This is a genomic window from Pseudomonas sp. NIBRBAC000502773 (assembly GCF_006517195.1).
GTDB classification, from domain to species: Bacteria; Pseudomonadota; Gammaproteobacteria; order Pseudomonadales; family Pseudomonadaceae; genus Aquipseudomonas; species Aquipseudomonas marginalis.
This window is the reverse complement of record NZ_CP041189.1, coordinates 5,221,460-5,247,527: the sequence shown is the minus strand read 5'-3', so window position 1 is coordinate 5,247,527 and position 26,068 is coordinate 5,221,460. Positions and strand designations below refer to the sequence as shown.

Here is a 26,068-nt window from a genome sequence, read left to right as displayed (position 1 = left end):
AGTGTTCAGGGTACGCCTCGGGACCATGTACACCGATACTCACGAGCTCGGCGTAAACCGGTAATTTCCCCCACACGCAGACCACTAGATTTCCTAGGTCTAAGGGAACCGTTTCATTCGAGAAAACCACTTAAGGCGCGAACCCACGGGTTCCCAAATAAGACGCCTAATCATTGAAAAACGGAAAACCTTGATGGATGTAAACAATTCCAGCGGCTCCAATCAATACAATACCGGATACGCCCAGGCAAACGGCCCGGCAGGCTCCCAGTCGTCGACAGGCCAGCAGGGGCACGCCTCTATCAGTGCGCCTACCGGCAATACGGGCAGGGCACCTGGCGATCATCGCAGCGTCGACGCCATTACCAACACCCCGCTTTTTGCGAGCGCGCGCGAAGCGCTCAAGGATGACAAACTGACGGGGATCAAGTCTCAGACAGGCGATTGGGACGACATGAATGCGTCGAACGATACGCGGGCCGACCGGGCCGCAAATGCCGAGCGCGTATTCCAATACGCCGATGCCAAGGGCGGCACCGAGTCGACACCCAATAACAACCAGATAGAAGGGACGCTTTACACCCGACCAATGACTGCAAGCGCCTCCTCTGACAGTAGCTATGACTACGTGAAAGGTTCAGAAGCAAACACGCTTTACAACTTCGAGCAGAATGGCTACAAGGCCTTCGCCCAGTAATTGAAGGTTGCAGGCGGCGGGCGTGACGACGCCCGCTGCGCTGATACACATCGGTGCCTGACTGAAATGTCAGGCCCTCGCCGTACGCCACAACCGACCGACCACCGACACCACCACCAATACCGCCGCCCCGGCGACAATCCCCACACCCGCGTTCAACAGGGTCGGCATCAGCCACGCCACCCCACCGACACTCTGGCTCACCGTTTCCACCCAATGATGCACCACCGGCACACCATGGGTAAGGATGCCACCGCCGACCATGAACATCGCCGCCGTGCCGATCACCGACAGGCTCTTCATCATGTACGGTGCCGCGCGCAGGATGCCGCCACCGATACTGCGAGCCATCTGGCCAGGCTTCTGGGTAAGCCACAGGCCCAGGTCATCCAGCTTGACGATGCCAGCCACAAGCCCGTAGACGCCGATGGTCATGACGATGGCGATGCCCGACAGGACAATCACTTGCTGCATCAACGGCGCATCGGCCACGGTGCCGAGGGTGATGGCGATGATTTCCGCAGAGAGGATGAAGTCAGTCCGGATCGCGCCTTTGATCTTGTCCTTTTCAAAAGCCACCAGATCGGTAGCCGGGTTGGCCACCGCTTCGACCAGTTGCGTATGTTCGGCCTGGACTTCAGCCTTGCTGTGCAGGAATTTATGCGCGAGCTTCTCGAAGCCTTCGAAACACAGGTAAGCGCCGCCGAGCATCAACAACGGTGTCACGGCCCAAGGAGCGAAGGCGCTGATCAACAACGCGGTGGGCACCAGGATCAATTTGTTGATAAACGAGCCCTTGGCAACGGCCCATACCACCGGGATTTCCCGCTCGGCACGCACACCGGAAACCTGCTGGGCGTTGAGCGCCAGGTCATCGCCCAGCACGCCGGCGGTTTTCTTGGCGGCCATCTTGGTCATCAGGGCGACATCGTCGAGGACGGTGGCGATGTCGTCGATCAACACCAGCAAACTGCTTCCTGCCATGAAACGCACTTCCGTAAGAGAAAAGATGACGCGAGCATAGCGCGGCGCAAGGCGTTGCGGACACATTGTTGAGGCTCGCGGATAGCCGGTGCTAACATGCCCGACCGCCTGCACTGGCAAGGAAAACCCTGGTTTATGAGCACCATTCGCGAGCGCAACAAAGAAAAGATCCTGCGGGCGGCAAGCGAGGAGTTTGCCGACAAGGGCTTCGCCGCGACCAAAACCAGCGACATCGCCGCCAAGGCCGGGCTGCCCAAGCCCAACGTGTATTACTACTTCAAGTCCAAGGACAACCTCTACCGCGAGGTGCTCGAAAGCATTATCGAGCCGATCCTGGCGGCGTCCACGCCGTTCAACCCCGAGGGCGAGCCTTCAGCGGTGCTGAGCAACTACATCCGCTCGAAAATCCGCATCTCCCGCGACCTGCCCTTCGCCTCCAAGGTGTTCGCCAGCGAAATCATGCATGGCGCACCGCATCTGAGTGCCGAGCAGGTCCAACAACTCAATGCCCAGGCCAAGCACAATATCGACTGCATCCAGAGCTGGGTGGATCGCGGGTTGATCGCGGCTATCGACCCTCATCACCTGATGTTCAGCATCTGGGCGGCGACGCAGACCTATGCGGATTTCGACTGGCAGATTTCCGCGGTGACCGGCAAGGCCAAGCTGGATGAGGCCGATTATGAAGCGGCGGCGCAGACGATTATTCGGTTGGTGCTCAAGGGCTGTGCGCCGGACTGATGCACCGAGGTGCCTGTGCCAATCGGGGGCAAGCCCCTTCCCACAGATTGAACTGTGAACATGCTCAAAACTGTGGGGCTTGCTCCCGATGAGGCCCTTACAGTCACACACGACTCAAGCTGACACCCCCGCATCCGCCCTCAACCCCAGCCCTTCGATCGCCGTGATCGCACACTGCTCATCAATATCCGACGTATCCCCGCTGATCCCGATCGCCCCCAGTACCGCCCCCGCCTGATCCCGAATCAACACCCCACCCGGCGCCGGCACCACGCTGCCTTGCCCCAGGCTGTTCAACGCCGCGATAAACGCCGGCCGTTGCTGTGCATCCAGCGCCAGCAAGCGCGAGCCCTTGCCCAGCGCAATCGCGCCCCAGGCCTTGCCGATGGCGATGTGCGGGCGCAACAGGCTGGCGCCGTCTTCGCGCTGCACGGTGATCAAGTGGCCACCGCTGTCAAGCACCGCAACGGTCAGCGGTGCGGCTGAGATCGTGCGCCCTGCGCTGAGGGCCTGGCCGGCCAGTTGGGTGGCAATCTTCAAGGTTAAAGCGCTCATGGTGCCGTCCTTCTTTTGTTATTGGGAAAGCGGTGGAGGTCTGTTTGATCAGATGCCCGATCAAACAAATAGAACACAATGACATTTATTTTTGTATACAATATTTTCAAACAAAGGCTCCATACGTCGAAAAAAGCAGTTCCGACGAACGCAAAGGCCAACCAATAAAATGGATTGACCTGCGCCGCCCGCCGTGAATACACTTTGGACAGACACCACTTGTATACAATTACAAAACGCAAGAGGCACCAAAATCATGAGCAAAATGAGAGCAATCGAAGCCGCCGTCCTCGTCATGCGCCGTGAAGGCGTGGACACCGCCTTCGGTATCCCAGGCGCTGCGATCAACCCGCTGTACTCAGCCTTGCAGAAGGTGGGTGGCATCGATCACGTCCTTGCTCGCCACGTTGAAGGCGCCTCGCACATGGCCGAGGGTTACACCCGCACCAAGGCCGGCAATATCGGCGTGTGCATCGGCACCTCGGGCCCGGCGGGCACCGACATGGTCACCGGCCTCTACAGCGCCTCGGCCGACTCGATCCCGATCCTGTGCATCACCGGCCAGGCACCACGGGCCCGCCTGCACAAGGAAGACTTCCAGGCCGTGGACATCACCAGCATCGTCAAGCCGGTGACCAAGTGGGCGACCACCGTCCTCGAGCCGGGCCAAGTGCCGTACGCATTCCAGAAAGCCTTCTATGAAATGCGCTCCGGCCGCCCTGGCCCGGTGCTGATCGACCTGCCGTTCGACGTGCAGATGGCCGAGATCGAATTCGATATCGACGCCTACCAGCCGCTGCCACTGGCCAAGCCCTTGGCCACCCGCATCCAGGTCGAAAAGGCCCTGGCCCTGCTGGATCAGGCTGAACGCCCGTTGCTGGTGAGCGGCGGCGGTGTGATCAACGCCGACGCCAGCGAGCTGCTGGTGGAGTTCGCCGAGCTGACCGGCATCCCGGTGATCCCGACGCTGATGGGCTGGGGCACCATTCCCGACGATCACCCACAGATGGTCGGTATGGTCGGCCTGCAAACCTCCCACCGCTACGGCAACGCGACGCTGCTCAAGTCAGACGTGGTGCTGGGTATCGGCAACCGTTGGGCCAACCGCCACACCGGTTCAGTGGAGGTGTACACCGAAGGCCGTAAATTCATTCACGTCGACATCGAACCGACGCAGATTGGCCGCGTATTCACCCCGGACCTGGGCATCGTGTCCGACGCCGGCTCCGCGCTGACGATGTTCATCGAAGTCGCCCGCGAGTGGAAAGCCGCCGGCAAGCTCAAGGACCGCAGCGCCTGGCTGCATGACTGCCAGCAGCGCAAGGCGACCCTGCAGCGCAAGACCCACTTCGACAACGTGCCGGTCAAGCCGCAACGGGTGTACGAAGAGATGAACCAGGTGTTCGGCAAAGACACCTGCTACGTCAGCACCATCGGCCTGTCGCAGATTGCCGGCGCGCAGTTCCTGCATGTGTACAAGCCCCGCCACTGGATCAACTGCGGCCAGGCCGGCCCGTTGGGCTGGACCATTCCGGCGGCGCTGGGCGTGGTCAAGGCCGACCCTAGCCGCAAGGTGGTGGCACTGTCCGGCGACTATGACTTCCAGTTCATGATCGAAGAGCTGGCCGTGGGCGCACAGTTCAAGCTGCCGTACATCCATGTAGTGGTGAACAACTCCTACCTGGGGTTGATCCGCCAGGCCCAGCGCGGGTTTGAAATGGACTACTGCGTGCAGTTGTCTTTCGACAACCTCAACGCACCAGAGCTGAACGGCTACGGTGTCGACCACGTTGCCGTCGCTGAAGGCCTGGGTTGCAAGGCCCTGCGCGTGTTCGAACCGGGACAGATCGCGTCGGCGCTGCGCAAGGCCGAACAGATGATCGAAGAATTCAAGGTGCCGGTGATCGTCGAGATCATTCTGGAGCGCGTGACCAATATTTCCATGGGCACCGAGATCAACGCCGTCAACGAATTCGAAGACCTGGCCCTGGTCGGCAACGATGCGCCGACCGCCATTTCCCTGCTCGATTAAGGAGAACCCTATGCCACGCTTTGCCGCCAACCTGTCCATGCTGTTTACCGAGCAGGACTTTCTCGCACGCTTCAAGGCCGCTGCCGATGCCGGCTTCCAGGGTGTCGAGTACCTGTTCCCCTACGAATTCAGCTCGGCTGACATCAAGGCCCAACTCGATACCCATGGCCTGACCCAGGTGCTGTTCAACCTGCCGGCCGGTGACTGGGCCAAGGGCGAACGCGGCCTGGCGTGCCACCCGGACCGGGTCGAGGAGTTCCGCGCCGGGGTCACCCTGGCCATCGCCTACGCCCAGGTGCTGGGCAATACCCAGATCAACTGCCTGGCGGGGATTCGGCCCCAGGGTGTGGATGATGAAACCGTGGAGAGGACCTTTGTCGCCAACCTCAAGTACGCCGCCGACAAGCTGCAGGCGGCGGGCATCAAGCTGGTGATGGAAGCGATCAACACCCGCGACATTCCGGGTTTCTACCTCAACAACACTGCACAGGCCCTGTCGATTCGCGAACAGGTGGGCAGTGACAACCTGTTCCTGCAGTACGACATCTACCACATGCAAATCATGGAAGGCGACCTGGCCCGGACCATGGCGGCGCACCTGGAGGAGATCAATCACATCCAGCTGGCGGACAACCCTGGGCGCAATGAGCCGGGAACCGGGGAGATCAACTACCGCTTTCTGTTCGAACATCTGGACCGCATCGGGTACGCGGGCTGGGTGGGCTGTGAGTACAAGCCGCTGACCACCACCGAAGCGGGTTTGGGCTGGCTTAAAACCCACAACGCCGTCTAACCGACACCACACAAAACCTTGTGGAAGGGGGTTTGCTGTGGTGATGGGGGCTTTACCACTGCCCCCATGGGGCTGCTACGCAGCCAGCGCGGGACAAGCCCGCTCACCACAACAAGCCCGCTCACCACCGCAAGACCGCTTACCACCGCAAGCCCAGCGCCCACAGAGCATAAAAAGAGGATTTCATCATGGCTAAAATCGGATTTATCGGCACCGGCATCATGGGCCAACCCATGGCCGCGAACCTGCAGAAGGCCGGTCATCAACTGTTTCTTTCCGAACACCACGGCAAGGCACCGGCCGAGCTGATCAGCGCCGGCGCAGTGGCCCTGGCCACCCCGCAGCAAGTGGCCCAGGAAGCCGAGTTCATTATCGTCATGGTCCCCGACACCCCGCAGGTCGACGACGTGCTGTTCCGTACCGACGGTGTGGCGGCGGGCCTGTCGCCGAACAAGGTGGTGATCGACATGAGTTCGATCTCTCCCACGGCCACCAAGGCGTTTGCGGCAAAGATCAACGAGCACGGCGCGCAGTACCTCGACGCCCCGGTGTCCGGCGGTGAAGTCGGCGCCAAGGCCGGTACCTTGAGCATCATGGTCGGTGGCGAACCACAGGTCTTCGAACGTGCCCTGCCGCTGTTCCAGAGCATGGGCAAGAACATCACCCTGGTGGGCGGCAATGGCGATGGCCAGACCGCCAAAGTGGCCAACCAGATCATCGTCGCGCTGAATATCCAGGCGGTGGCCGAAGCACTGCTGTTCGCCTCCAGGAACGGCGCCGACCCGGCCAAGGTACGTGAAGCGCTGATGGGCGGCTTTGCCTCGTCGAAGATCCTCGAAGTGCATGGCGAACGCATGATCAAGGGCACCTTCGATCCGGGTTTCCGTATCAACCTGCACCAGAAGGACCTCAACCTGGCCCTGGCCGGTGCCAGGGAACTGGGGATCAACCTGCCGAATACCGCCGGCACCCAGCAGGTGTTCAGCACGTGCGCGGCGCTTGGCGGCGGTAACTGGGACCACTCGGCGTTGATCAAGGGGTTGGAGCATATGGCGAACTTCTCGATTCGCGATAAGTAACCCCCCTTTGAAATGGCTGCACCTCTAATAACAAAAATCCCCCGGGAGTCCGCTTATGTCGGTCGATCCGCAACACCTGCTTCGCGAGCTGTTTGCCACAGCCATCGACGCCGCCCACCCCCGGCACGTCCTTGAACCCTGCCTGCCCGCCGACCGCAGCGGCCGCGTGATCGTGATCGGCGCCGGCAAAGCGGCGGCCGCCATGGCGCTGGTCGTCGAGAATTGCTGGCAAGGCGAAGTCTCGGGCCTGGTGGTCACCCGCTACGGCCACGGCGCCCCTTGCCAGAAAATCGAAGTGGTCGAAGCCGCCCACCCGGTGCCCGATGCCGCCGGCCTTGCAGTGGCCAAGCGCGTGCTGGAATTGATCAGCAACCTGGGCGAAGACGACCGGGTGATCTTCCTGCTCTCCGGCGGCGGCTCGGCACTCCTGGCACTGCCTGCCGAAGGCATCAGCCTGGCCGACAAGCAGGCCATCAACAAAGCCCTGCTCAAATCCGGCGCCACCATTGGCGAGATGAATTGCGTACGCAAGCACCTCTCGGCAATCAAGGGCGGTCGGCTGGCCAAGGCGGCCTGGCCGGCGACGGTCTACACCTATGCGATTTCCGATGTGCCGGGCGACCAGGCCACGGTCATCGCCTCCGGCCCCACGGTCGGCGACCCCAGCACTTCGCAACAGGCCCTGGCGATCCTCAAGCGCTACGGCATCGACGCACCGGCCGCGGTGCGCAGCTGGTTGCAGAATCCGGCCTCGGAAACCGTCAAGCCCGGCGACCCGGTGCTCGCCCGCAGCCACTTCCAGCTGATCGCGCGCCCGCAACAATCCCTGGAAGCGGTGGCGGTGAAAGCGCGCCAGGCCGGTTTCAGCGCGCTGATCCTCGGCGACCTGGAAGGCGAAGCGCGGGAGGTGGCCAAAGTGCACGCCGGCATCGCGCGGCAAATCGTGCAGCACGGCCAGCCGTTGGCGGCGCCGTGCGTGATCCTCTCCGGTGGGGAAACCACCGTCACCGTGCGCGGCAATGGCCGTGGCGGGCGCAACGCCGAATTCCTGTTGAGCCTGACCGACAGCCTCAAAGGCCTGCCGGGCGTGTACGCCCTGGCCGGCGACACCGACGGCATCGACGGCTCGGAAGACAACGCCGGCGCAATCATGACCCCGTGCAGCTATGCGCGCGCCGAAGCCCTGGGCCTCTCGGCCAGCGACGAGTTGGATAACAACAACGGTTATGGCTACTTCGCCGCCCTCGCCGGCTTGATCGTTACCGAGCCGACCCGCACAAATGTCAATGACGTGCGCGCCATCCTGATTCTTGAGACTGCCCACCATGACGCCTGACAAGAAGGTCAAGATCCTCGCCACCCTGGGCCCGGCCACCGACGGTATCGACGATATCCGTGAGCTGGTGCAAGCCGGGGTGAATATCTTTCGCCTCAACTTCAGCCACGGTGAGCATGCCGATCACGCCCGGCGCTACCACTGGATTCGCCAGATGGAGCGCCAGCTCAACTACCCGCTGGGCATCCTCATGGACCTGCAGGGACCGAAGCTGCGCGTCGGGACGTTTGCCGAGGGCAAGGTGCAACTGGTGCGTGGCCAGGCCCTGCGCCTGGACCTGGACCCGACGCCGGGTGACCAGCGCCGGGTCAACCTGCCCCACCCGGAAATCATCGCCGCCCTGGAACCGGGCATGGACCTGTTGCTCGACGACGGCAAGCTGCGCCTGCGCGTGATCACCCGGCACGCCGCTGCCATCGACACCACCGTACTGAATGGCGGCGAGTTGTCCGACCGTAAAGGCGTCAACGTCCCACAAGCCTTGCTGGAACTCAGCCCGCTCACCGCCAAGGACCGTCGCGACCTGAGCTTCGGCCTGGAGCTGGGCGTGGACTGGGTGGCGCTGTCGTTTGTGCAGCGCCCGGAAGACATCCGCGAGGCTCGCGAGCTGATCGGCGACAAGGCCTTCCTGATGGCCAAGATCGAGAAGCCCTCAGCCGTACAACGCCTGCGGGAAATCGCCGAGCTGAGCGACGCGATCATGGTGGCCCGGGGCGACCTGGGCGTGGAAGTGCCGGCCGAGAGCGTGCCGCAAATCCAGAAAGACATCATCCGCACCTGCCGCCAGTTGGGCAAACCGGTGGTAGTGGCGACGCAGATGCTGGAGTCCATGCGCTTCTCGCCGGCGCCGACCCGCGCGGAAGTGACGGATGTCGCCAATGCAGTGGCCGAAGGCGCGGATGCGGTGATGCTGTCGGCGGAAACCGCGTCGGGCGAGTACCCGCTGGAAGCCGTGCAGATGATGAGCAAGATCATCCGCCAGGTGGAAAACGGCCCGGACTACCAGACCCAACTCGACGTCAGCCGGCCCAAGGCCGATGCCACGGTGTCGGACGCCATCAGCTGCGCGATCCGGCGCATCAGCAGCATCCTGCCGGTGGCGGTGCTGGTGAACTACAGCGAGTCGGGCAGTTCCAGCTTGCGCGCAGCGCGGGAACGGCCGGTGGCGCCGATTCTCAACCTCACGCCGAACCTGTCCACCGCACGCCGCTTGAGTGTGGCGTGGGGCGTGCATTCGGTGGTCAATGATCGACTGAGGCAGGTGGATGAAGTGTGTTCCACCGCGCTGGAGATTGCCCAGGCCCAGGGCATGGCGCAGCGCGGGGATACCTTGGTGATCACTGCCGGGGTGCCGTTCGGGCAACCGGGGTCGACCAACTCCTTGCGCATAGAGACGCTGATCTAGCGCCTGTAGAGGCCCCATCGGGGGCAAGCCCCCTCCCACATTGGACGGCATTCACACATCTAACTATGTGAACCCAATCAAGTGTGGGAGGGGCTTGCCCCCGATGGGCCCAACTCGGTCCCACTGAATACCCATCATGCACACCCCAACCTGCCCCGACTGGGCCGAAGCCCTGCTCAACGGCTTCAGCCAGATCTTCCTGCAACGCCATTCGCTGTGCGGCCTGCTGTGCCTGTTGGCGATCCTGATCGGCGCTCCGGCCTTGCTCGGCGGTGCGCTGCTGGGTGGGGTCGCCGGGTTGCTCACGGCCCAGCGGCGCGACTATCCCAAGGCCGAGCGCCAGGCCGGGCTGTATAGCTACAACGGCGTATTGCTGGGCCTGTTGATCAGCCAGCATTTCACCTGGTCGGCCTTGTTGCCACCGCTGATCCTCGCGTGCGGCGGCTTGAGCGCGATCCTCACGCAGCACTGGCTGAAACACGCCAGCCGGCCGCACGACTTGCCCGCCTACACCGCGCCCTTTGTCGGCCTGGGCTGGCTGCTGCTGGGCAGCGTCCCACACAGTGCCTTGGCCCTGGGCGAGCCCGAGACCCTGGCGGTGCTCGGCGCGCCGTTCACCGGCCTCGCGCAAATCATGCTGCTGGACCAGCCGCTGGCGGGCGTGCTGATTGCCCTCGGCCTGTGGCTGGCGAACCGGCGTGCCGCGGTCTGGGCCATGATCGGCGACAGCAGCGGCGTACTGATCGGATTGCTGCTGGACGACAGCAGCGCCGCCCTCCTCGGCCTGCACAGCTACAACCCGGCTCTCGCGGCCCTGGCGCTGAGCCAGGCACGGCGCCAACCCTGGCTGCCGCTGCTCGGCATCCTGCTGGCGATCGCCCTCACACCGGGCTTTGCTGCCCTGCACCTGCCCGCACTCACCGCGCCGTTTATCCTCGCCTGCTGGCTGGTACGCGCCGGCGCCCGAATACTCAGGAAACCCCGCATGGACAGCCCCTTCGAATCCCCCTAGGCTTGCTCGATATTCGATTCAGGCGGGCTTTATGGACAGCAACAACGACTGGCGTCAGCGGCTCTACGTCATGGTTTTTCAAAGCGACACGGTCGCCGGGCGGCGCTTTGACGGCATCCTGCTGTTGATCATCCTCGCCAGCCTGGTGATCGTGATGCTCGACAGCATCGACCAGGTCCACCAGAACTACGCCGATGTGCTGGCCTACATTGAATGGGGCTTCACCCTGATCTTCCTGATCGAGTACGGGTTGCGCCTGTACTGCTCACCCAAGCCGTTGCGCTACGCCTTCAGCTTTTACGGGCTGGTGGATCTGCTCGCCATCGTGCCCGGCATCCTTGCGCTGTACTACAGCGACGCGCAGTACCTGCTGATCATCCGCATCATCCGGATGCTGCGGATTTTCCGCGTGCTCAAGCTCAGCCCGTACCTCAAGCAGGCCAACTACCTGATGGCGGCGCTGCGCGGCAGCAAGCAGAAGATCGTGGTGTTCCTGGTGAGCGTGTGCACCCTGGTCACGGTGTTCGGCACCTTGATGTATGTGATCGAAGGCCCGGAGCACGGCTTCACCAGTATCCCCAAGGGCATCTATTGGGCGATCGTGACGCTGACCACCGTGGGCTTTGGCGATATCGTGCCCAAGACGCCGTTGGGCCAGGTGATTTCGTCGCTGGTGATGATCACCGGTTACTCGATCATCGCCGTGCCCACGGGTATTTTTACGGCCGAACTGGCCAGTGCCATGCGCGGTGAGCAACTGCAACACGACTGCCCGGTGTGCAGGAAAAACAGCCACGAGCCCAACGCGGCGTTCTGTTCGCGCTGTGGCAGCGCTCTTTTTAAGAAAGTGGAATAAGCAAAGTTCTTTTTAATCTTTAAGCGACTAAGTGCCCCCGGCTATAGTCGCTGGCAATATGCCTCCCCTCTTCTCCCGAACAACAAGGAATGAGCAGTGAAAAAACTCGTAAGCGCCTCTCTCCTGGCCGCCGGCCTTGCCCTCGCGGGCGCCGTCCAGGCCGCACCGGTCACCCTGCTCAACGTCTCCTACGACGTGATGCGCGATTTCTACAAGGACTACAACGCCGCCTTCCAGAAGCACTGGGAAGCCGAGCACCCGAACGACAAGCTGACCCTGCAGATGTCCTTCGGCGGTTCCAGCAAACAAGCGCGCTCGGTGATCGACGGCCTGCCGGCTGACGTGATTACCATGAACATGGCCACCGACATCAACGCCCTGGTCGACAACGGCAAACTGGTGCCGGACAACTGGGTCACCCGCCTGCCGAACAACAGCGCGCCGTTTACCTCGGCCACCGTGTTCATCGTGCGCAAGGGCAACCCCAAAGCCCTGAAAGACTGGCCGGACCTGCTCAAGGATGGCGTGCAGGTGATCGTGCCCAACCCGAAAACCTCGGGTAACGGCCGCTACACCTACCTGTCGGCCTGGGGTTATGTACTCAAGAACGGCGGCGACGAAGACAAGGCCAAGGCCTTTGTCGGCAAGCTTTTCAAACAGGCGCCCGTGCTGGACACCGGTGGCCGCGCCGCCACCACCACGTTCATGACCAACCAGATCGGCGACGTGCTGGTGACCTTCGAGAACGAAGCCGAAATGATCGCCCGTGAATTCGGTCGCGATCAGTTCGAAGTGATCTACCCAAGCGTCTCCGCCGAAGCCGAGCCGCCGGTGTCGGTGGTGGATAAAGTGGTCGAGAAGAAAGGCACTCGCGTGGCGGCAGAAGACTACCTGAAGTACCTGTGGTCGCCGCAAGGCCAGGAAATCGCTGCCAACAACTACCTGCGCCCGCGTGATCCGAAGGTGCTGGCCAAGTACACCGACCGCTTCCCGAAAGTCGACTTCCTGTCGGTGGAGAAGACCTTTGGTGACTGGCGCACCGTGCAGAAAACCCACTTCAATGATGGTGGGGTTTTCGACCAGATCTACTCCGGTCAGTAACTGACAAATGTGGGAGGAGGCTTGCCCCTCCCACATTTAGATCTGGGTTTTGCAGTTACATCGGCGGTGTCACGCCATCCTTGCCGGCTGAAATGGCTTGGGCAGTGATTTTCCCATCCGCCCCCTGCGCGGCAAACAACACCACCTTCACCCCCGGCTTGAGCAAGCTGCGGTCCCCCGGTTCCAGGTTGACGATCGGCACATCCTCCGGCACCACGATCTTCTGTTCGCCGCCTTTGTATTTCACGGTCAACGTCCGCCCTTTGCTGACCACCAGGTCGCCGACGGTGCCGTTGGTCATGCTGCTGCCTTCCTTCAGGTCAAACGCCCGATGCCCGTCGCCGGTGCCGGCCATGGCCGGTGGGAACACATGCACTTCCAGCGCCGTCAGGGTACCGTCGGCGTTGGGCATGGCGGCCGAGCCGATGTAGCTGCCCGGCTTGATTTCATCGATCCTGGCCAGGGTGACGGCGCGCACCTGGGTGTCCTTGGTCAGGTGCACGGTGACGTCTTCACCGCTGTTGACCTTGACCTGCATCGCATCACCGTCCATCGCGGTGATTGCCCCGCGTACGCCTACGCGCGGCGCATCGGCGGCATTGGCGGCATTGGCCAGGCCCAGGGCCATTGCAGCAGCGAGGCTTGAAGCCAGGAGTATCTTGTTGAGCGTGATTTGCATGGCGCTGGATTTCCTGTTTCGGCAGTTGTGTCTGAATGTATCATCACCCGGCATAAGTGATATCACCACAAACGGCCTACTCGCCGTTGAGCCTTGTCTTTACTCTCGCTCGCCATCTACCTTCGCTTTTATGAGAACACCATGAATGCCACCCCCCACGCTACGAGCACCATGACCCGCGCAATGGTGATGCTGTTTGCGTTTTGCTGCGGCGCCATCGTCGCCAACATCTACTACGCCCAGCCGATCATCGAACTGATCGCACCGGACATCGGCCTCACCCCGGCGATGGCCAGCCTGATTGTGTCCCTGACGCAGATCGGCTATGCCCTCGGCCTGTTCTTCCTGGTCCCCCTGGGCGACCTGCTGGAAAACCGCAAGCTGATGATCATCACGACCGTGGTGGCAATTGCCAGCCTGTTGGGTGCTGCCTTTACCGAACAACCGAACCTGTTCCTGATGGTGTCGTTGCTGATCGGCTTCAGTTCGGTGTCGGTACAGATCCTGATCCCCCTGGCCGCACACCTGGCGCCCGCCGAGTCTCGGGGTCGGGTGGTCGGCAGCATCATGGGTGGGCTGCTGTTGGGCATCCTGCTGGCGCGGCCAGTGTCCAGCGTCGTGGCTGACCATTTTGGCTGGCGCGCGATGTTCATGGCGGCCGCCGCGTTGATGGTGTTTATCAGCGTGGTGCTGATGCTGACCATCCCCAAGCGCCAGCCGGACCACAGCGCCAGCTATGGCCAATTGCTGCGCTCCCTGGGCACCCTGTTGCGAGAACAACCGCTGCTGCGTCAACGTGCGTTTTACCAAGGCTGCATGTTCGCCACGTTCAGCCTGTTCTGGACCGCCGCCCCGCTGGAACTGGTGCGCAACCATGGCCTGAGCCAGACCCAGATCGCGATCTTCGCCCTGGTCGGTGCCATCGGCGCCATTGCCGCCCCCATCGCCGGACGCCTGGCCGATGCCGGCCACACCCACCGCGCGTCGCTGCTGGCCATGGTCTTTGCGGTGTTGAGCTTCCTGCCGGCCTTTGTGCACCCACTGTACAGCGTGATCGGCCTGGCGGTGACCGGCGTGGTCCTGGACTTCTGCGTGCAGATGAACATGGTCCTCGGCCAACGCGCCATCTATGCACTCGACGCCAACAGCCGCAGCCGCTTGAACGCGCTGTACATGACCAGCATCTTCATCGGCGGTGCCTTCGGCTCGGCGATTGCCAGCAGCGTGTACGAACACGGCGGCTGGCTGGGCGTGATGCTGGTGGGCAGCGCGTTCCCGCTGGTAGCGTTGTTGCGTTTCCTCAGTGCGTCGCGGCAAACGGCTGTCGCCACCGCCTAAGAACGCACCAACTTCTCCAAAGCCGCATCCGCCAGAAATGACGAGCGGCTTTTGACCTTGTGCTCGCGCACATAGCGGTCGATTCGCTGGATGACATAGCCGGGCAAGGTCACATTGACCTTCTCGGTCTTGCCCAGATAGGGCGAGATGTCCAGTTCGAGCATACCCCAGCCCATCCCGGCGTAATCTTCGTGGGTGTGATGATCGGCCACCGACGTTGGCATCGGAATCACCCCGCCTTCTGCGGCGATCTCCTGCAGCAGGATGTGCGCGACTTCCACCGCGGCGTTGTAGGCCTCTTCGAAACTGTCCCCGGCGGTGACTGCACCTGGAATATCGGGGATCTGGATACCGGTGGCGGTGAAGTCATCGCCCCATTCGATAGAGATTGGGTATTGCATGAATGCTCTCCTTAAAACTGAAACAGCCCGGCACGTTTCCTGATGCTTCTGATGGTGCCCAGCGGCAGATACTTCTTCGGATGCGGCACCGGGATCGTGTACGGGTTATAGCGGTGGGTAAAAGTAGGATGACTGCCCGTGACCCGATCCAGCACCCAACCCGCCTCTTGCAGCTCCTTGATCAATAGCCTGCTTTGCACCCCAGTCTCCTTGGCTTGGCCTAAAAAAGTAACCCTAGAGTTATCTTCACTCAAGCACAAAATAGGTCAGGCTGACTGATGGTTGTTTTGCGCCATGTTGAAAACCACCAACCGGATGACACTCCATGGGCATTACCCTTAGGCTTGTACGCCGCGCTGCCTCGCGATGCGCTCAATCCAGCAAGGAACACCCGATGGACCGTCTCACCGCCATGGAAACCTTCGTCCACGTTGTCGAGACCGGCTCGTTCTCCGCCGCCGCCAAGCGCCTGGGCATCGGTCAACCGGCCGTGTCCAAGAGCATCGCGCAATTGGAGGCACGGCTGGCGGTACGCTTGGTGATGCGTTCGACAAGAGGCCTGACGCCAACCGAGGCGGGGCTGGCGTTTTTCGATAAAGCCAAGCGCGCCATCGATGAGGCCAACGCGGCCGACGAAGCGGCGCGCGGTGCAGGCTCCGGACTCTCGGGGAACCTGCGGATCAGCGCGCCGGTGACCTTCGCCCGCCTGCACATCATTGCGCACCTGGGGCCGTTCCTGGCGCAATATCCCGGGATGAACGTGGACGTGGTGCTCGATGACCGCAGCCTCAACCTGGTGGAAGAAGGTATCGACGTTGCCCTGCGCATGGGCAACCTGAATGATTCAAGCCTCACGGCGCGCAAGATCGGCGAATCGCCCTGCGTCATCCTCGGCACCCCCGCCTACTTCGAACGCTTCGGCGAACCCGCTACCCCCGCCGACCTGATGCAACACCAGGCAATCATCTACACCCGTGGCGAAGGCGCGCACTGGAACTTCACCCAAGGCGATACCCTCGCCCCCATCGTCGCCCAGGGCCGTGTGCGCGTCACTGCAGCCGAAGGTGCGCGCGCAGCCGTGCTGAGTCATTTGGGGCTGACCCTGTCGTCAACCTGGATGTTTTCTCCGGAGCTGGCCAGCGGCGAGGTCAAGGCCGTGTTGACTGACTGGGCATTGCCGTCGCGGGATTTATGGGCGGTGTTCCCTTCCGGGCGCATGGCAAGTGCCAAGGCGCGAGCGTTTGTCGACTATGTGCAGGCGCTGATCAAGGCCTGAGCCTGTCAGCGCCTCGTTATGTGGCAATGTTATCTGCGGGCATCCGACTGGACGATACCTTGCATCCATTGCAACAAGGCCGCCAACGCCTTGGCCATCACCTCCCGCAACGCGGCAATCGGGTCCGTATTGGTATCAAGCGGGGGCGCAGGGGCTGGTGTGGGGAAAACCCTCGGTGCGGGGTTCACTTCCGGCTTTTGCCCCTGCCACTGCACATCGGCAGGTTTGATCTGGCCAATGCTCTTGACCACCAGGTCGGCGCTGCCGCTCCCCTTCAGATCTATCTCCAGGCTTGAACGCCCCGTGGCCGCGTCGTGCCTGAGCAATGCCTCGCCGGCGCGACCCGTGAACCGATCAGTGAACGTCAGGGCTCCGACGCGCGCCTCTCTCAATGCACCCGAGACGTCAATCTTGTCCGTCCCGCTGGTAAAGTCCTCGATCAGGTCAGGCTGCTGCGGTGTGGAGTCGCTGGCCTTGTCGTAGTCAAAAATATCCGCCCCGCCGCCGCCCCGCAGCCTGTCTGCACCCAAGCCGCCCTTGAGCCGATTGTCTGCCTCATTCCCCGTCAACACGTCACGTCCGGCCCCACCGATGGCGTTTTCAAGCACGCAGCCCTTGGCGATGGAAACATTGCCCTTCAAGCCGCCCACATCGGAAAACGACTCGGCGTTCAAATTGATGTTCTGGTTCTGGGAAAACCCGGAACAATCCAGGGTGTCGTTACCGCCACCATCCCATACGCAAAAGATAGGTTTATCCCTGGCGCTGGTGAGGGTCATGGCTTCGCAGCCGGTATTGGAATTGAAGCCATAGGTGGTGTCGGTGTTGCGGGTTTTGTGATTGGCCCCATAGAGCCGCTGAACGGCAGCGATGTCATCCATCATCGGGGCAGAGGGATTCGAATACCGAAAGTCGTGACCAGCCTGGTTTTTCTCCGACCAGTAGCTCATCACACTGCGCGCCTTTGTATCGCCGGCATATTTGGCACCATTGTTGTAATCAGCACCGCCGCCATTGTAATCACCAGGATGCTGCAGGCCGATGGCATGGCCGATCTCATGCACGGCAGTGACCGAAAAGTGGCTGCCCAGCGCAGGCGAACTACTTTCTCGCAGTGTGCCGACCGTGGCCGTGGTGGTGGTAATGCCGCGCGAGGGTGAGCTGGCGACGCCACGGTCACCGCGCGGGTTGTTTTTGATGTGAACCGTGCCATCGGCGCCGGCTGCCCGTTCCTTGAAACTGATGTTGGCCACCTCCTCCCAATGTTGCACCGCCTGGCGCACTCGGCGTTGCTGCGCGGCGCTGAACGTCGGGTCTACCGTATAGGAGAGGTCGATGCGCTTGTCGCCATTACGGTCGTGGAAGTGCAGGTTATTGCGGGTGATGTACTTTCCGGCCTGCTCCGTTGTGAAGGTTGGTTTGCGACCGGCGCCCACACCATAGGGGCCAGAATCGGAAGGCGGCAGGTTTTCAAGTGATACGTTGAGACGAGAAAACTCAGAGTTAATCATGAGATAGCGCTCCCTACAGTAAGTTAATGAGCCGAGTCAATCAGAATCGACGCAATAAGCTCCCATGTAGAAAACACTCAGGACAGCACTGATTTAGTTCCTACTGAAACACACTAAGGTGGCGCAACATTCGTTAAGACATGCAATAAACCGCTTGCACTTTAAACAACTGAACACACACTTTCGCGCCAAAAAACTTATTGGATTCTCAGAAAAAAAACAAAATCCTACACAATGACGCTGATTTGACTACACCAAATCCGCCCTCAGACAGATACATGCACTTAACTTTTTCCGCCGAGTTCACGGCCTGTCAGGATTTCGCCGCTTGACATGCCCCATGCCGCACTCGATCAATGCGCTGCGCGGTTGACGGCACAGGCTTGCATCATTGGTCAGGCGCATACGGAGTGCCCCGAGTTCAGGCAACACAGCAGGCGCTCGACCGTGTGTTCCAGTGGCCCGGAGTTATCCAGCACAAACAACCCTGAGCCATTGCCGGCGATCAGTTCGGTGGTGAACCGCGCATTGCGCGCCAGGCGCTCCTCGATATCCACCTGGGCCTCACGCCCCCGCGCCACCAGGCGCTGGCGCAATACGGCTTGATCCACCGTCAGCAACAGCACCCACATATCCGGGTAACGCTCGCGGGTCTGCGCCAGGTGCGCGCGGGAACCATTGACCAGTACGTCTTCCCCCGCCGCCAGCCATTCGTCGATGACCTTGGGGATGCCGTAGGACAACCCGTTGGCGTGCCAACTGAGGGCAAACGCGCCCTCGGCCTGCATCACGGCGAATTGCTCCGGGCTGACACCCTGGGCCGCCTCACCCACCGCTTCCGCCGAGCGTGTGATCACCCGGCGCACAATCCGGCAACCGCGTTCGGCCAATCGTGGGCGTGCAGCCTCCAACAGGCTGTCCTTGCCCGAACCCGATGGCCCTATCAGATAGATCAACCTGCCCGCCATCAAAACACCCTCTTCGCTTGTCGCCAGACTGGTTGCACCACGGGTAGCCCTGCGCGGCTCCTGGCTTGGACCAGGTCGGCGCGCAGGCCAATGGCGATTTTCCCCGCACTGGAAAGTATATCCAGCAATCCCTCGGCAGCGACCACGTTACTGAAGCGCGCGCCGCCTCAATATTTGCCGGGCTTAATGCTTGCTCAACCCTGACGGGTTGGTGAGGTTTTTTGAAAGTCGCGTGTTGCGGTGATTCAGTCCGTTTCAAAGGGCGAGATAGCCGGAAGTATCTTCAATTCGAAATCTTCCAGAGCCAACATCGCCCCATTTGAAAGCTGCCAGGTGTAGAAATCCGAGAAGTCCCCTCTGGCCAATGCACGAATCACCTTTGCCACAAAACCATGTGCCACCAACAAAACAACCTGTGTTGGATAAAGCGACGTTAACTGGACCAAGCCTTGGTGTACTCGCGTGACCACATCAGCTATCGACTCACCACCGTCAGGCCCTGCCGCCCATTGGCGCGTGATGTCCTGTGCCCAAAGCACTGGATGCATGGCCTTGGCCTCCGCCTGAGTCAACCCTTCGAACACACCCACATCGCGCTCGCGGAAGCTGTCAATCGTCACAGGTTCAAGGTTTAACACACGGTTAAGAATCTGCGCCGTTTGCCGCGCCCGCAAGCGTGGAGAAACGATCAACACCTCAATACCGCCGGGTAGTTTTTCGCTGAGCAAAACAGCCTGTTCCCGGCCCCGCTCGGTCAGTTCCGGGTCGAGTGCGCCGAGGTAGCGGTGCTCCGCGTTGGCCCACGTTTCGCCGTGGCGTATGACGTAGAGGTTCATGAGGGTCCATCTCGTTGAAGGGTGGGGAGTTAATCTGGTCCTGATCATATTGCCGCCTATGCACAGAAGTGGCCTTAAGCAATGCCAGCAAGATGCTGGAGTCGGCGACTGACTGTGTGTGCCTACGACTGCCCCGAGCACTGGGATGGTTCAAGCCGCAAGCAGGTGCTGGCGGTGGTACAGATGGTTGAGATTGTGCAGTTGTTAGTGGGTGCGGCACTGGAGCGGGAGTGTACTGTGGCTTGATGGCTGAGGAGATCTCCTGTGGGAGGGGGCTTGCTCCCGATAGCGGTAGGTCAGTCAGACATTAATCAACTGAAACACCGCTATCGGGGGCAAGCCCCCTCCCACATTTGCCCTCCAGTGTCTGGAAGAATGGGTTTCACAGGCATGAAGAAGGCGACCCGAAGGTCGCCTTTTGTCATTGCGCGTACTGCTTGCTCAACCCCGGCGGCACGCCGTGCACATCGGTGTCTTCCCATGGCCCGTTGGGGCTGATGGAGCGGCTCCAGCCGTTGCTCCAGCGGTAGTAGGTGCGCTGGCGGTAGAAGGTGTCGGGCTGGTCGTCGAGCACGTAGACCTGCATCTTGCCGTCCCAGTGGCTGGCGGCGCCCGGTGGTGGGGCGAAGGTGGGCGATTTGGTCGGCAGTGGCTTCGGCGGCGGGGTCACCGGGCCAGAGGGCCTGGTGCTCGGCTGGGTCGAAGGGCCTGACGGCGGGATGGTCGGGCCGGTCGGCGCAGGCGGTGGGCGGTGGACCGCACAGGCGCTCAGGCCCACTACCAGGCTGAGCAGGGTGATGCGTGCAAATGCGGTCATGGGCGTTTCCTCGAAATTACTTGTCCGGACTGTCGATGGTCAGCTGCTGCAGCGCAGTGGTGCTGCTGGCCAGGGGTTGGCTGCGGCCGATCCACTCGCCGGTGGTCGGTTGACCGGCCCGGGATATGCGCGCAACCAGTTGGACTTCGGGGAAGTTGGACAGTTTCAACTGCGGCATCATCGCGTCGGCATCGCCGAGTTCGACGGTGACGGGCAACTCGGCAACGGTGACGCGCTTGGCCGCCAGGGGTGCCGGCGGGCCTTTTACCGCGCGGGCGAAGATGAATACGCTGTCGGTGGGCAGGGCCTTGGCCTTGACCTCGGCGGACAGGTCCACGCGGACGTTCATCACCGCTTTCTGCGCCACGCTACCGCCGCCTTCCTTGAGTTTTTCCGCGGCACGGTCAATGCCGCCTTGCAGCGCCACGCGGGAATTGTCTTGCGGTGGCAGTTGCGCCAGCAGGCGGCTCCAGTAGTCGATGGCCTCTTGATAACGCTGGCCTTCGAAGGCGGCGATACCGAGCAGGCCGAGACTGGTGACTTCCTTCGGGTCGAGCTTCAAGGCTTCGTCGGTCAGCGCCTGGACCTTGGGCGACCACTGTTTGTTGTCGGCAAAGTACTGCGCCTGGGCCCACTGGCCGAGCAGTTCCGGCTGGCGCCCGGCCAGCGCCACGGTACGCTCGAAGACCTTGGCGGCATCGGCGGAACGGTCCTGGGCCATATAGGCGCGACCGAGGAAGTACAGGCCTTCCGCCGAGTCCGGTTGGGCGGCGGCGGCGCGTTCCAGACGCTGAGTCATATCTTCCATGGACACCGGCGGCTGAGCGAATTCGCGGGTCAGTTCAACCTTGTCGCTGGCACCGAAATGCATATACAGGCCCAGGCCAAGCACCGGCACAAGGACGGCGGCGAGCAACGGCAGCGGTTTGCCCAGGCGTGATTCGCGGGGCTTTTCCACGCCTTCGGTGTCGGCCAGCAGCTCGCGGGCGGCTTCGGCGCGGCCGCTGTCGAGCTGGGCGGCGTTGAGCACGCCTTCGTCCTGCTGCACTTGCAGCTCGGCCACACGTTCTTGGTAAAGCGCCACGTTCAGCGCGGTGCGATCCTCTTCACGCTGGGCGCGGCGGCCACGCAACACAGGGATCAACAGGAAACTCAGGGCAATCAGAAGCAGCAAGCCGGCTGCGAGCCAGAAATCAATCATCAGTCTTGGTGTCCAGCAATTGGTCGAGGCGTTTACGCTCTTCGGGGGATAGCGCGTCGGAACCATCGGTAGTCGCGGCGCGGCGACGGCGGACGATCACGGCCATCACCACCACGCCGGCCAGCAGCAGCCCGGCGGGGCCGAACCAGAGCAGCGCGGTCTTGCCGGTGAGGGCCGGTTTGTAGCGCACGAAATCACCGTAGCGGTCGACCATGAAGTCGATGATCTGCTGGTTGTCCTTGCCCTCCCCCAGCATGCGGAAGATTTCCTTGCGCAGGTCGGCGGCGATGGGCGCGTTGGAGTCGGCGATGTCCTGGTTCTGGCACTTGGGGCAGCGCAGCTCCTTGGTCAATTCGCGGAAACGCTCGCGGTCACCGTCCTTGGCGAATTCGTAAGTGTCGATGGCAGCGTGGGCCACCCCGGCCAAGCCCAGCGCCAGCACGGCAGCAGCTAACAGGCGCTTCATGGCTTGGCCTCGTCGACCAGCGCCTGGTACTTGGCGGCCAGTTGCTCGCGCCACACCACTTCGTCGATCACGCCGACGTATTTGTCGCGGATCACACCCTTGGCGTCGATGAAGAAGGTTTCCGGGGCGCCGTACACGCCGAGGTTCAAACCGAGGTTGCCGTCTTCATCACGGATATCCAGCTGGTAGGGATTATGGAATTCCGCCAGCCACTTCAAGGCCGCCGCGTTGTCGTCCTTGTAGTTGATGCCGTAGATCACCACGCCCTTCTCGGCCAGCTTGTTCAGCACCGGGTGCTCGACGCGGCAGGAGATGCACCAGGTGCCCCACACGTTGACCAGCGCCGGTTTGCCGAGCAGGTCGGCCTGGGTCAAGGTCTTGTCACCCTGCACGGTCGGCAGGCTGAACGCGGGGAACGGCTTGCCGATCATCGCCGAGGGCAGTTCGGCCGGGTCCAGGTACAAGCCGCGATACAGGAATACCGCCACTACGAGAAACAGGGCCAGCGGCACGACCATCAACCAACGCTTCATACCGCCGCTCCTTGCATACCCAGCGCTTCACGCACCCGGCTCTTGACCTTGACCCGATACCGGCGGTCCAGCGCCGCGAGCAAACCACCAAAGCCGGTGAGCAAGCCACCGAACCAGATCCAGCGCACGAACGGTTTCACATGCACGCGCACGGCCCAGGCGCCATCGCCCAAGGGTTCACCCAGGGCCACATAGAGGTCACGGGTGAAACCGGCGTCGATACCGGCTTCGGTCATCATCGAACTCTGCACGGTGTACAGGCGTTTTTCCGGGTGCAGCACGGCGATCTCTTTACCGTTACGCACTACGCGCACGGTGCCTTTGTCTGACGTGAAGTTCGGCCCTTCGAAGTGCTTGGCGCCTTCGAAGATGAAGTGGTAACCGGCAAGGTCCATGAACTCGCCCGGCGCCAGGCGCAGGTCGCGCTCGGCGCTGTTCTGGCTGGAGAGCACTACGCCGAGGGCGCACACGGCGATGCCGATGTGGGCGATCTGCATGCCCCAGTAGCTGCGGGTCAGGGTCGACAGGCCTTTGACCAGGCCTTTGTGGCGGGTCTTGTCGACGATGTCACGCACACCGGCCAGCAGCACCCAGGCGGCGAGCAGGAACGTGGCGAGCACCGCCCAGTTGAAGTCGCCGTAGGCGATACCGGCGACCACGGCCAGGGCCACGCTGCCGAGCAGCACCGGCATCAGCATGCCGGCCAGCCATTTGACCGGGGTGTCCTTCCAGCGCACCAGCACACCGACCGCCATCACCACCATCAACAGCCCCATCAACGGAATAAACAACGCGTTGAAGTACGGCGGGCCGACGGACAGCTTGGCGCCGCTCAGGGCATCCAACACCAAGGGGTACAAGGTGCCGAGCAGGATCATCGACGCGGCCACCACCAGCACCAGGTTATTGCCCAGCAGCAGGGTTTCCCGCGACCACAGGTTGAAGCCGACCTGGCTCTTGACCACCGGTGCGCGCAGGGCGAACAAAGTGAGGGAGCCGCCGACTACAAACAGCAGGAAGATCAGGATGAACACACCGCGCTCCGGGTCGGACGCAAACGCGTGCACCGAGGTCAACACGCCCGAACGCACGAGGAAGGTGCCGAGCAGGCTGAGGGAAAAGGCCGCGATGGCCAGCAACACGGTCCAGCTCTTGAACACGCCGCGTTTTTCGGTGACGGCCAGGGAGTGAATCAGTGCCGTGCCGACCAGCCATGGCATGAAGGACGCGTTTTCCACTGGGTCCCAGAACCACCAGCCGCCCCAGCCGAGTTCGTAGTAGGCCCACCACGAACCGAGGGTGATGCCGATGCCGAGGAACGCCCAGGCGACGATGGTCCACGGCCGCGACCAGCGCGCCCAGGCCGCATCGAGACGCCCGCCGAGCAAAGCGGCAATGGCGAAGGCAAAGGCCACGGAGAAACCCACATAGCCCATGTAGAGCATCGGCGGGTGCACGATCAGGCCGATGTCCTGCAGCAGCGGGTTGAGGTCGTGACCGTCCGCCGGGATCTGCGGCAGGATGCGGGTGAACGGGTTGGAGGTCATGATCAGGAACAGCAGGAAGCCGATGCTGATCATGCCCATCACCGCCAGTACCCGCGCCAGCATGACTTGCGGCAACTGGCGCGAGAACACCGACACCGCGAAGGTCCAGCCGCCGAGGATCAACGCCCACAGCAGCAGCGAGCCTTCGTGGGCGCCCCACACCGCGCTGAACTTGTAGTACCAGGGCAAGGCGCTGTTGGAGTTATTCGCTACATAGGCGACGGAAAAGTCGTCGGTCATAAAGGCGTAGGTCAGGCAGCCGAACGCGAACACCAGGAACGCGCACTGGCCCCAGGCGGCCGGCTGCGCCAGGCTCATCCACAGGCGGTCACCACGCCAGGCGCCGAGCAACGGCACCACCGCCTGGACGATGGCAAAGCACAGGGCGAGGATCATCGCCAACTGGCCCAGTTCCGGAATAAACAGTGCGGACGTCATGGCTTAGCCCTCCTTGGCGGGGGTAGGTGCGGACTGGCCGCTGTCCTTGAGGGCTTTGGTCACCTCAGGCGGCATGTATTTCTCATCGTGCTTGGCCAGCACTTCATCGGCCACCACCACGCCGTCGGCGTTGAGCTTGCCCAGGGCGACGATGCCCTGGCCTTCGCGGAACAGGTCCGGGAGGATGCCGCGATAAGTGATGGTCACGGCCTTGTTGAAATCGGTGACCACGAAGGTGACGTCGAGGGAGTCGCCGGAACGCTTCAGCGAGCCCTTCTCCACCATGCCGCCGGCGCGGATGCGCGTGTCCAGCGGCGCTTCGCCGTTGGCGATCTGGGTCGGGGTGTAGAACAGGTTGATGTTCTCCCGCAGGGCGCTCATCGCCAGGCCCACGGCAATACTGACACCGGCCAGGATGGCAAGGATGATCAACAGACGCTTTCTACGCAGCGGATTCACTTTTCGGTCTCCCGGCGCAGACGACGCGCCTCTTGTTGCAGGTAACGCTTGCGGGCCAGGATCGGCGCGGCGACGTTGAGGGCCAGCACGGCCAGGCAGATGCCATAGGCCGTCCAGACATACAGGCCGTGGTGGCCCATGGCGAGAAAATCACTGAAAGAAGCAAAACTCATCCGCGCGCTCCCAGGCAGCTTTGCACTTCGGTCTTGACCCAGCTGGCGCGGGCTTCACGCTTGAGCACTTCGAGGCGCATGCGCATCAGCAGCACGGCGCCGAAGAAACAGTAGAACCCCAGCACCATCAGCAGCAACGGCGCCCACATTTCCACGGGCATCGCCGGTTTTTCGGTGAGGGTGAAGGTGGCGCCCTGGTGCAGGGTGTTCCACCACTCCACCGAGTACTTGATGATCGGGATGTTGATCACGCCGACAATCGCCAGCACCGCGCAGGCCTTGGCGGCGCTGTCACGATTGCTGATCGCGTTGCCCAGGGCAATAAGACCGAAGTACAGGAACAGCAGGATCAGCATCGACGTTAGTCGCGCATCCCACACCCACCACGAGCCCCAGGTGGGTTTGCCCCAGATCGCACCGGTGACCAGCGCCACGGCGGTCATCCACGCCCCGATGGGCGCGGCGCATTGCAGGGCGACGTCCGCGAGTTTCATCTTCCACACCAGGCCGACGACGCCGCACACCGCCAGCATCACATAGCAGGACTGGGCCAGCATCGCGGCGGGCACGTGGATGTAGATGATGCGAAAGCTGTTGCCTTGCTGGTAGTCCGGCGGCGCGAAGGCCAGGCCCCAGACCAGGCCGATGCCGATCAGCAACACGGCGGCGAGGCTGAACCAGGGCAGCAGTCTGCCACTGATGCCGTAGAACCATTTGGGCGAGCCGAGCTTGTGAAACCAGGTCCAGTTCATTGCTGTTTCCATCACGGTTGCTTCTTGTCTTGGCAAGAAGCGTAGGGTCTTTACTGACTATGCGTATACCGCCCAGTCAGAC

Annotated in this window: 29 protein-coding genes and 1 pseudogene; 13 read left to right on the top strand and 17 right to left on the bottom strand. The window is 62.1% G+C overall.

What is annotated here, in order from left to right:
• Positions 1 to 193: 193 nt before the first annotated feature.
• Complete coding sequence (locus tag NIBR502773_RS24365; RefSeq protein ID WP_115488106.1) at positions 194 to 697, top strand: hypothetical protein; 504 nt, start codon at positions 194 to 196, stop codon at positions 695 to 697.
• A 69-nt stretch (positions 698 to 766) separates the two neighbouring features.
• Here NIBR502773_RS24365 and NIBR502773_RS24360 read toward each other — a convergent pair whose 3' ends face one another.
• A complete protein-coding gene (locus NIBR502773_RS24360) occupies positions 767 to 1,681 on the bottom strand; it encodes a DUF808 domain-containing protein (protein WP_115488105.1) in 915 nt (304 codons plus the stop codon).
• A 135-nt stretch (positions 1,682 to 1,816) separates the two neighbouring features.
• Here NIBR502773_RS24360 and NIBR502773_RS24355 point away from each other — a divergent pair, with 135 nt between their 5' ends.
• Complete coding sequence (locus NIBR502773_RS24355) at positions 1,817 to 2,422, top strand: TetR/AcrR family transcriptional regulator (RefSeq protein ID WP_065939935.1); 606 nt, start codon at positions 1,817 to 1,819, stop codon at positions 2,420 to 2,422.
• 114 nt (positions 2,423 to 2,536) lie between these two features.
• Here NIBR502773_RS24355 and NIBR502773_RS24350 read toward each other — a convergent pair whose 3' ends face one another.
• A complete protein-coding gene (locus tag NIBR502773_RS24350) occupies positions 2,537 to 2,977 on the bottom strand; it encodes a heme-binding protein (protein WP_065939936.1) in 441 nt (146 codons plus the stop codon).
• Positions 2,978 to 3,233: 256 nt separating this feature from the next.
• On the opposite strand from NIBR502773_RS24350, the gene gcl reads away from it, so the two are divergent.
• From gcl to NIBR502773_RS24310, 8 genes are all read left to right on the top strand, one after another.
• Complete coding sequence (gcl, locus tag NIBR502773_RS24345; RefSeq protein ID WP_141157151.1) at positions 3,234 to 5,009, top strand: glyoxylate carboligase; 1,776 nt, start codon at positions 3,234 to 3,236, stop codon at positions 5,007 to 5,009.
• 10 nt (positions 5,010 to 5,019) lie between these two features.
• Positions 5,020 to 5,802: a hydroxypyruvate isomerase gene (hyi, locus tag NIBR502773_RS24340; protein WP_115488102.1), complete on the top strand. Its 783-nt coding sequence runs from the start codon at positions 5,020 to 5,022 to the stop codon at positions 5,800 to 5,802.
• Positions 5,803 to 5,990: 188 nt separating this feature from the next.
• Positions 5,991 to 6,881, top strand: a complete 891-nt coding sequence (locus NIBR502773_RS24335; RefSeq protein WP_141157150.1) for a 2-hydroxy-3-oxopropionate reductase — start codon at positions 5,991 to 5,993, stop codon at positions 6,879 to 6,881.
• Positions 6,882 to 6,936: 55 nt separating this feature from the next.
• Complete coding sequence (locus tag NIBR502773_RS24330) at positions 6,937 to 8,217, top strand: glycerate kinase (protein ID WP_141157149.1); 1,281 nt, start codon at positions 6,937 to 6,939, stop codon at positions 8,215 to 8,217.
• Complete coding sequence (gene pyk, locus NIBR502773_RS24325) at positions 8,207 to 9,622, top strand: pyruvate kinase (RefSeq protein ID WP_141157148.1); 1,416 nt, start codon at positions 8,207 to 8,209, stop codon at positions 9,620 to 9,622. Before NIBR502773_RS24330 ends, pyk begins: the two co-directional genes overlap by 11 nt.
• Positions 9,623 to 9,758: 136 nt before the next feature.
• Entirely contained in the window at positions 9,759 to 10,634 is an 876-nt protein-coding gene (locus NIBR502773_RS24320) for an urea transporter (RefSeq protein WP_141157147.1), read from the top strand.
• 31 nt (positions 10,635 to 10,665) lie between these two features.
• Positions 10,666 to 11,490, top strand: a complete 825-nt coding sequence (locus NIBR502773_RS24315; RefSeq protein WP_115488098.1) for an ion transporter — start codon at positions 10,666 to 10,668, stop codon at positions 11,488 to 11,490.
• A 96-nt stretch (positions 11,491 to 11,586) separates the two neighbouring features.
• Positions 11,587 to 12,591 carry a sulfate ABC transporter substrate-binding protein gene (locus NIBR502773_RS24310; RefSeq protein WP_027607038.1) on the top strand — a complete coding sequence of 335 codons (1,005 nt, stop codon included), beginning with the start codon at positions 11,587 to 11,589 and terminating at the stop codon, positions 12,589 to 12,591.
• A 55-nt stretch (positions 12,592 to 12,646) separates the two neighbouring features.
• On the opposite strand, the gene NIBR502773_RS24305 is transcribed toward NIBR502773_RS24310, so the two are convergent.
• Positions 12,647 to 13,270, bottom strand: a complete 624-nt coding sequence (locus NIBR502773_RS24305; protein ID WP_141157146.1) for a DUF5666 domain-containing protein — start codon at positions 13,268 to 13,270, stop codon at positions 12,647 to 12,649.
• Between the two features lie 141 nt (positions 13,271 to 13,411).
• On the opposite strand from NIBR502773_RS24305, the gene NIBR502773_RS24300 reads away from it, so the two are divergent.
• Complete coding sequence (locus NIBR502773_RS24300) at positions 13,412 to 14,608, top strand: MFS transporter (RefSeq protein ID WP_141157145.1); 1,197 nt, start codon at positions 13,412 to 13,414, stop codon at positions 14,606 to 14,608.
• Here NIBR502773_RS24300 and NIBR502773_RS24295 read toward each other — a convergent pair.
• Complete coding sequence (locus NIBR502773_RS24295) at positions 14,605 to 15,009, bottom strand: type II toxin-antitoxin system HicB family antitoxin (protein WP_141157144.1); 405 nt, start codon at positions 15,007 to 15,009, stop codon at positions 14,605 to 14,607. The genes NIBR502773_RS24300 and NIBR502773_RS24295 overlap by 4 nt on opposite strands.
• Positions 15,010 to 15,020: 11 nt before the next feature.
• Entirely contained in the window at positions 15,021 to 15,209 is a 189-nt protein-coding gene (locus NIBR502773_RS24290) for a type II toxin-antitoxin system HicA family toxin (protein WP_141157143.1), read from the bottom strand.
• Between the two features lie 194 nt (positions 15,210 to 15,403).
• On the opposite strand from NIBR502773_RS24290, the gene NIBR502773_RS24285 reads away from it, so the two are divergent.
• Positions 15,404 to 16,285, top strand: a complete 882-nt coding sequence (locus NIBR502773_RS24285; protein WP_141157142.1) for a LysR family transcriptional regulator — start codon at positions 15,404 to 15,406, stop codon at positions 16,283 to 16,285.
• A gap of 29 nt (positions 16,286 to 16,314) precedes the next feature.
• Here NIBR502773_RS24285 and NIBR502773_RS24280 read toward each other — a convergent pair whose 3' ends face one another.
• The 4 genes and pseudogenes from NIBR502773_RS24280 to NIBR502773_RS24265 form a co-directional block, all read right to left on the bottom strand.
• On the bottom strand, positions 16,315 to 17,796 hold the full coding sequence (locus NIBR502773_RS24280; protein WP_141157141.1) for a M10 family metallopeptidase C-terminal domain-containing protein: 1,482 nt from the start codon (positions 17,794 to 17,796) through the stop codon (positions 16,315 to 16,317).
• Between the two features lie 395 nt (positions 17,797 to 18,191).
• Positions 18,192 to 18,764: a phosphonate metabolism protein/1,5-bisphosphokinase (PRPP-forming) PhnN gene (phnN, locus tag NIBR502773_RS24275; protein ID WP_065939949.1), complete on the bottom strand. Its 573-nt coding sequence runs from the start codon at positions 18,762 to 18,764 to the stop codon at positions 18,192 to 18,194.
• Positions 18,764 to 18,880, bottom strand: a pseudogene (locus NIBR502773_RS31020) (PhnM protein); the annotation flags it as partial. The gene phnN and the pseudogene NIBR502773_RS31020, both read right to left, overlap by 1 nt.
• Positions 18,881 to 19,009: 129 nt before the next feature.
• Positions 19,010 to 19,600 (bottom strand): histidine phosphatase family protein, encoded by a 591-nt coding sequence (locus tag NIBR502773_RS24265; protein ID WP_141157139.1) that lies wholly within the window; start codon positions 19,598 to 19,600, stop codon positions 19,010 to 19,012.
• Positions 19,601 to 19,681: 81 nt separating this feature from the next.
• Here NIBR502773_RS24265 and NIBR502773_RS31390 point away from each other — a divergent pair, with 81 nt between their 5' ends.
• Positions 19,682 to 19,846, top strand: coding sequence for a DUF6124 family protein (locus NIBR502773_RS31390; protein WP_373682353.1), 165 nt, complete (start codon positions 19,682 to 19,684; stop codon positions 19,844 to 19,846).
• Between the two features lie 175 nt (positions 19,847 to 20,021).
• On the opposite strand, the gene NIBR502773_RS24260 is transcribed toward NIBR502773_RS31390, so the two are convergent.
• From NIBR502773_RS24260 to NIBR502773_RS24225, 8 genes are read right to left on the bottom strand one after another with little or no spacing between them, the layout of a single operon-like run.
• Positions 20,022 to 20,417: a hypothetical protein gene (locus tag NIBR502773_RS24260; protein WP_141157138.1), complete on the bottom strand. Its 396-nt coding sequence runs from the start codon at positions 20,415 to 20,417 to the stop codon at positions 20,022 to 20,024.
• A gap of 16 nt (positions 20,418 to 20,433) precedes the next feature.
• Positions 20,434 to 21,618: a c-type cytochrome biogenesis protein CcmI gene (gene ccmI, locus NIBR502773_RS24255; RefSeq protein WP_141157137.1), complete on the bottom strand. Its 1,185-nt coding sequence runs from the start codon at positions 21,616 to 21,618 to the stop codon at positions 20,434 to 20,436.
• Positions 21,611 to 22,084, bottom strand: a complete 474-nt coding sequence (locus tag NIBR502773_RS24250) for a cytochrome c-type biogenesis protein (RefSeq protein ID WP_092358509.1) — start codon at positions 22,082 to 22,084, stop codon at positions 21,611 to 21,613. Before NIBR502773_RS24250 ends, ccmI begins: the two co-directional genes overlap by 8 nt.
• Positions 22,081 to 22,617: a DsbE family thiol:disulfide interchange protein gene (locus NIBR502773_RS24245; protein WP_010211784.1), complete on the bottom strand. Its 537-nt coding sequence runs from the start codon at positions 22,615 to 22,617 to the stop codon at positions 22,081 to 22,083. Before NIBR502773_RS24245 ends, NIBR502773_RS24250 begins: the two co-directional genes overlap by 4 nt.
• Positions 22,614 to 24,602, bottom strand: a complete 1,989-nt coding sequence (locus NIBR502773_RS24240; protein WP_141157136.1) for a heme lyase CcmF/NrfE family subunit — start codon at positions 24,600 to 24,602, stop codon at positions 22,614 to 22,616. Before NIBR502773_RS24240 ends, NIBR502773_RS24245 begins: the two co-directional genes overlap by 4 nt.
• Positions 24,603 to 24,605: 3 nt before the next feature.
• The gene (gene ccmE / locus NIBR502773_RS24235; RefSeq protein WP_027607026.1) at positions 24,606 to 25,061 is read right to left on the bottom strand and encodes a cytochrome c maturation protein CcmE; all 456 of its coding nucleotides are present in this window, start codon (positions 25,059 to 25,061) and stop codon (positions 24,606 to 24,608) included.
• A complete protein-coding gene (gene ccmD, locus NIBR502773_RS24230) occupies positions 25,058 to 25,234 on the bottom strand; it encodes a heme exporter protein CcmD (RefSeq protein ID WP_003172771.1) in 177 nt (58 codons plus the stop codon). The genes ccmE and ccmD overlap by 4 nt, the downstream gene beginning before the upstream one ends.
• The gene (locus NIBR502773_RS24225; protein ID WP_115488089.1) at positions 25,231 to 25,986 is read right to left on the bottom strand and encodes a heme ABC transporter permease; all 756 of its coding nucleotides are present in this window, start codon (positions 25,984 to 25,986) and stop codon (positions 25,231 to 25,233) included. The genes ccmD and NIBR502773_RS24225 overlap by 4 nt, the downstream gene beginning before the upstream one ends.
• Between the last annotated feature and the right edge of the window lie 82 nt (positions 25,987 to 26,068).

Bases quoted from the DNA above. Each gene is read 5' to 3' on its own strand.
- NIBR502773_RS24365 (WP_115488106.1), top strand. From the start codon at position 194: ATGGATGTAAACAATTCCAGCGGCTCCAATCAATACAATACCGGATAC.
- NIBR502773_RS24360 (WP_115488105.1), bottom strand. From the start codon at position 1,681: ATGGCAGGAAGCAGTTTGCTGGTGTTGATCGACGACATCGCCACCGTC.
- NIBR502773_RS24355 (WP_065939935.1), top strand. From the start codon at position 1,817: ATGAGCACCATTCGCGAGCGCAACAAAGAAAAGATCCTGCGGGCGGCA.
- NIBR502773_RS24350 (WP_065939936.1), bottom strand. From the start codon at position 2,977: ATGAGCGCTTTAACCTTGAAGATTGCCACCCAACTGGCCGGCCAGGCC.
- gcl (WP_141157151.1), top strand. From the start codon at position 3,234: ATGAGCAAAATGAGAGCAATCGAAGCCGCCGTCCTCGTCATGCGCCGT.
- hyi (WP_115488102.1), top strand. From the start codon at position 5,020: ATGCCACGCTTTGCCGCCAACCTGTCCATGCTGTTTACCGAGCAGGAC.
- NIBR502773_RS24335 (WP_141157150.1), top strand. From the start codon at position 5,991: ATGGCTAAAATCGGATTTATCGGCACCGGCATCATGGGCCAACCCATG.
- NIBR502773_RS24330 (WP_141157149.1), top strand. From the start codon at position 6,937: ATGTCGGTCGATCCGCAACACCTGCTTCGCGAGCTGTTTGCCACAGCC.
- pyk (WP_141157148.1), top strand. From the start codon at position 8,207: ATGACGCCTGACAAGAAGGTCAAGATCCTCGCCACCCTGGGCCCGGCC.
- NIBR502773_RS24320 (WP_141157147.1), top strand. From the start codon at position 9,759: ATGCACACCCCAACCTGCCCCGACTGGGCCGAAGCCCTGCTCAACGGC.
- NIBR502773_RS24315 (WP_115488098.1), top strand. From the start codon at position 10,666: ATGGACAGCAACAACGACTGGCGTCAGCGGCTCTACGTCATGGTTTTT.
- NIBR502773_RS24305 (WP_141157146.1), bottom strand. From the start codon at position 13,270: ATGCAAATCACGCTCAACAAGATACTCCTGGCTTCAAGCCTCGCTGCT.
- NIBR502773_RS24300 (WP_141157145.1), top strand. From the start codon at position 13,412: ATGAATGCCACCCCCCACGCTACGAGCACCATGACCCGCGCAATGGTG.
- NIBR502773_RS24295 (WP_141157144.1), bottom strand. From the start codon at position 15,009: ATGCAATACCCAATCTCTATCGAATGGGGCGATGACTTCACCGCCACC.
- NIBR502773_RS24285 (WP_141157142.1), top strand. From the start codon at position 15,404: ATGGACCGTCTCACCGCCATGGAAACCTTCGTCCACGTTGTCGAGACC.
- NIBR502773_RS24280 (WP_141157141.1), bottom strand. From the start codon at position 17,796: ATGATTAACTCTGAGTTTTCTCGTCTCAACGTATCACTTGAAAACCTG.
- phnN (WP_065939949.1), bottom strand. From the start codon at position 18,764: ATGGCGGGCAGGTTGATCTATCTGATAGGGCCATCGGGTTCGGGCAAG.
- NIBR502773_RS24265 (WP_141157139.1), bottom strand. From the start codon at position 19,600: ATGAACCTCTACGTCATACGCCACGGCGAAACGTGGGCCAACGCGGAG.
- NIBR502773_RS31390 (WP_373682353.1), top strand. From the start codon at position 19,682: ATGCCAGCAAGATGCTGGAGTCGGCGACTGACTGTGTGTGCCTACGAC.
- NIBR502773_RS24260 (WP_141157138.1), bottom strand. From the start codon at position 20,417: ATGACCGCATTTGCACGCATCACCCTGCTCAGCCTGGTAGTGGGCCTG.
- ccmI (WP_141157137.1), bottom strand. From the start codon at position 21,618: ATGATTGATTTCTGGCTCGCAGCCGGCTTGCTGCTTCTGATTGCCCTG.
- NIBR502773_RS24250 (WP_092358509.1), bottom strand. From the start codon at position 22,084: ATGAAGCGCCTGTTAGCTGCTGCCGTGCTGGCGCTGGGCTTGGCCGGG.
- NIBR502773_RS24245 (WP_010211784.1), bottom strand. From the start codon at position 22,617: ATGAAGCGTTGGTTGATGGTCGTGCCGCTGGCCCTGTTTCTCGTAGTG.
- NIBR502773_RS24240 (WP_141157136.1), bottom strand. From the start codon at position 24,602: ATGACGTCCGCACTGTTTATTCCGGAACTGGGCCAGTTGGCGATGATC.
- ccmD (WP_003172771.1), bottom strand. From the start codon at position 25,234: ATGAGTTTTGCTTCTTTCAGTGATTTTCTCGCCATGGGCCACCACGGC.
- NIBR502773_RS24225 (WP_115488089.1), bottom strand. From the start codon at position 25,986: ATGAACTGGACCTGGTTTCACAAGCTCGGCTCGCCCAAATGGTTCTAC.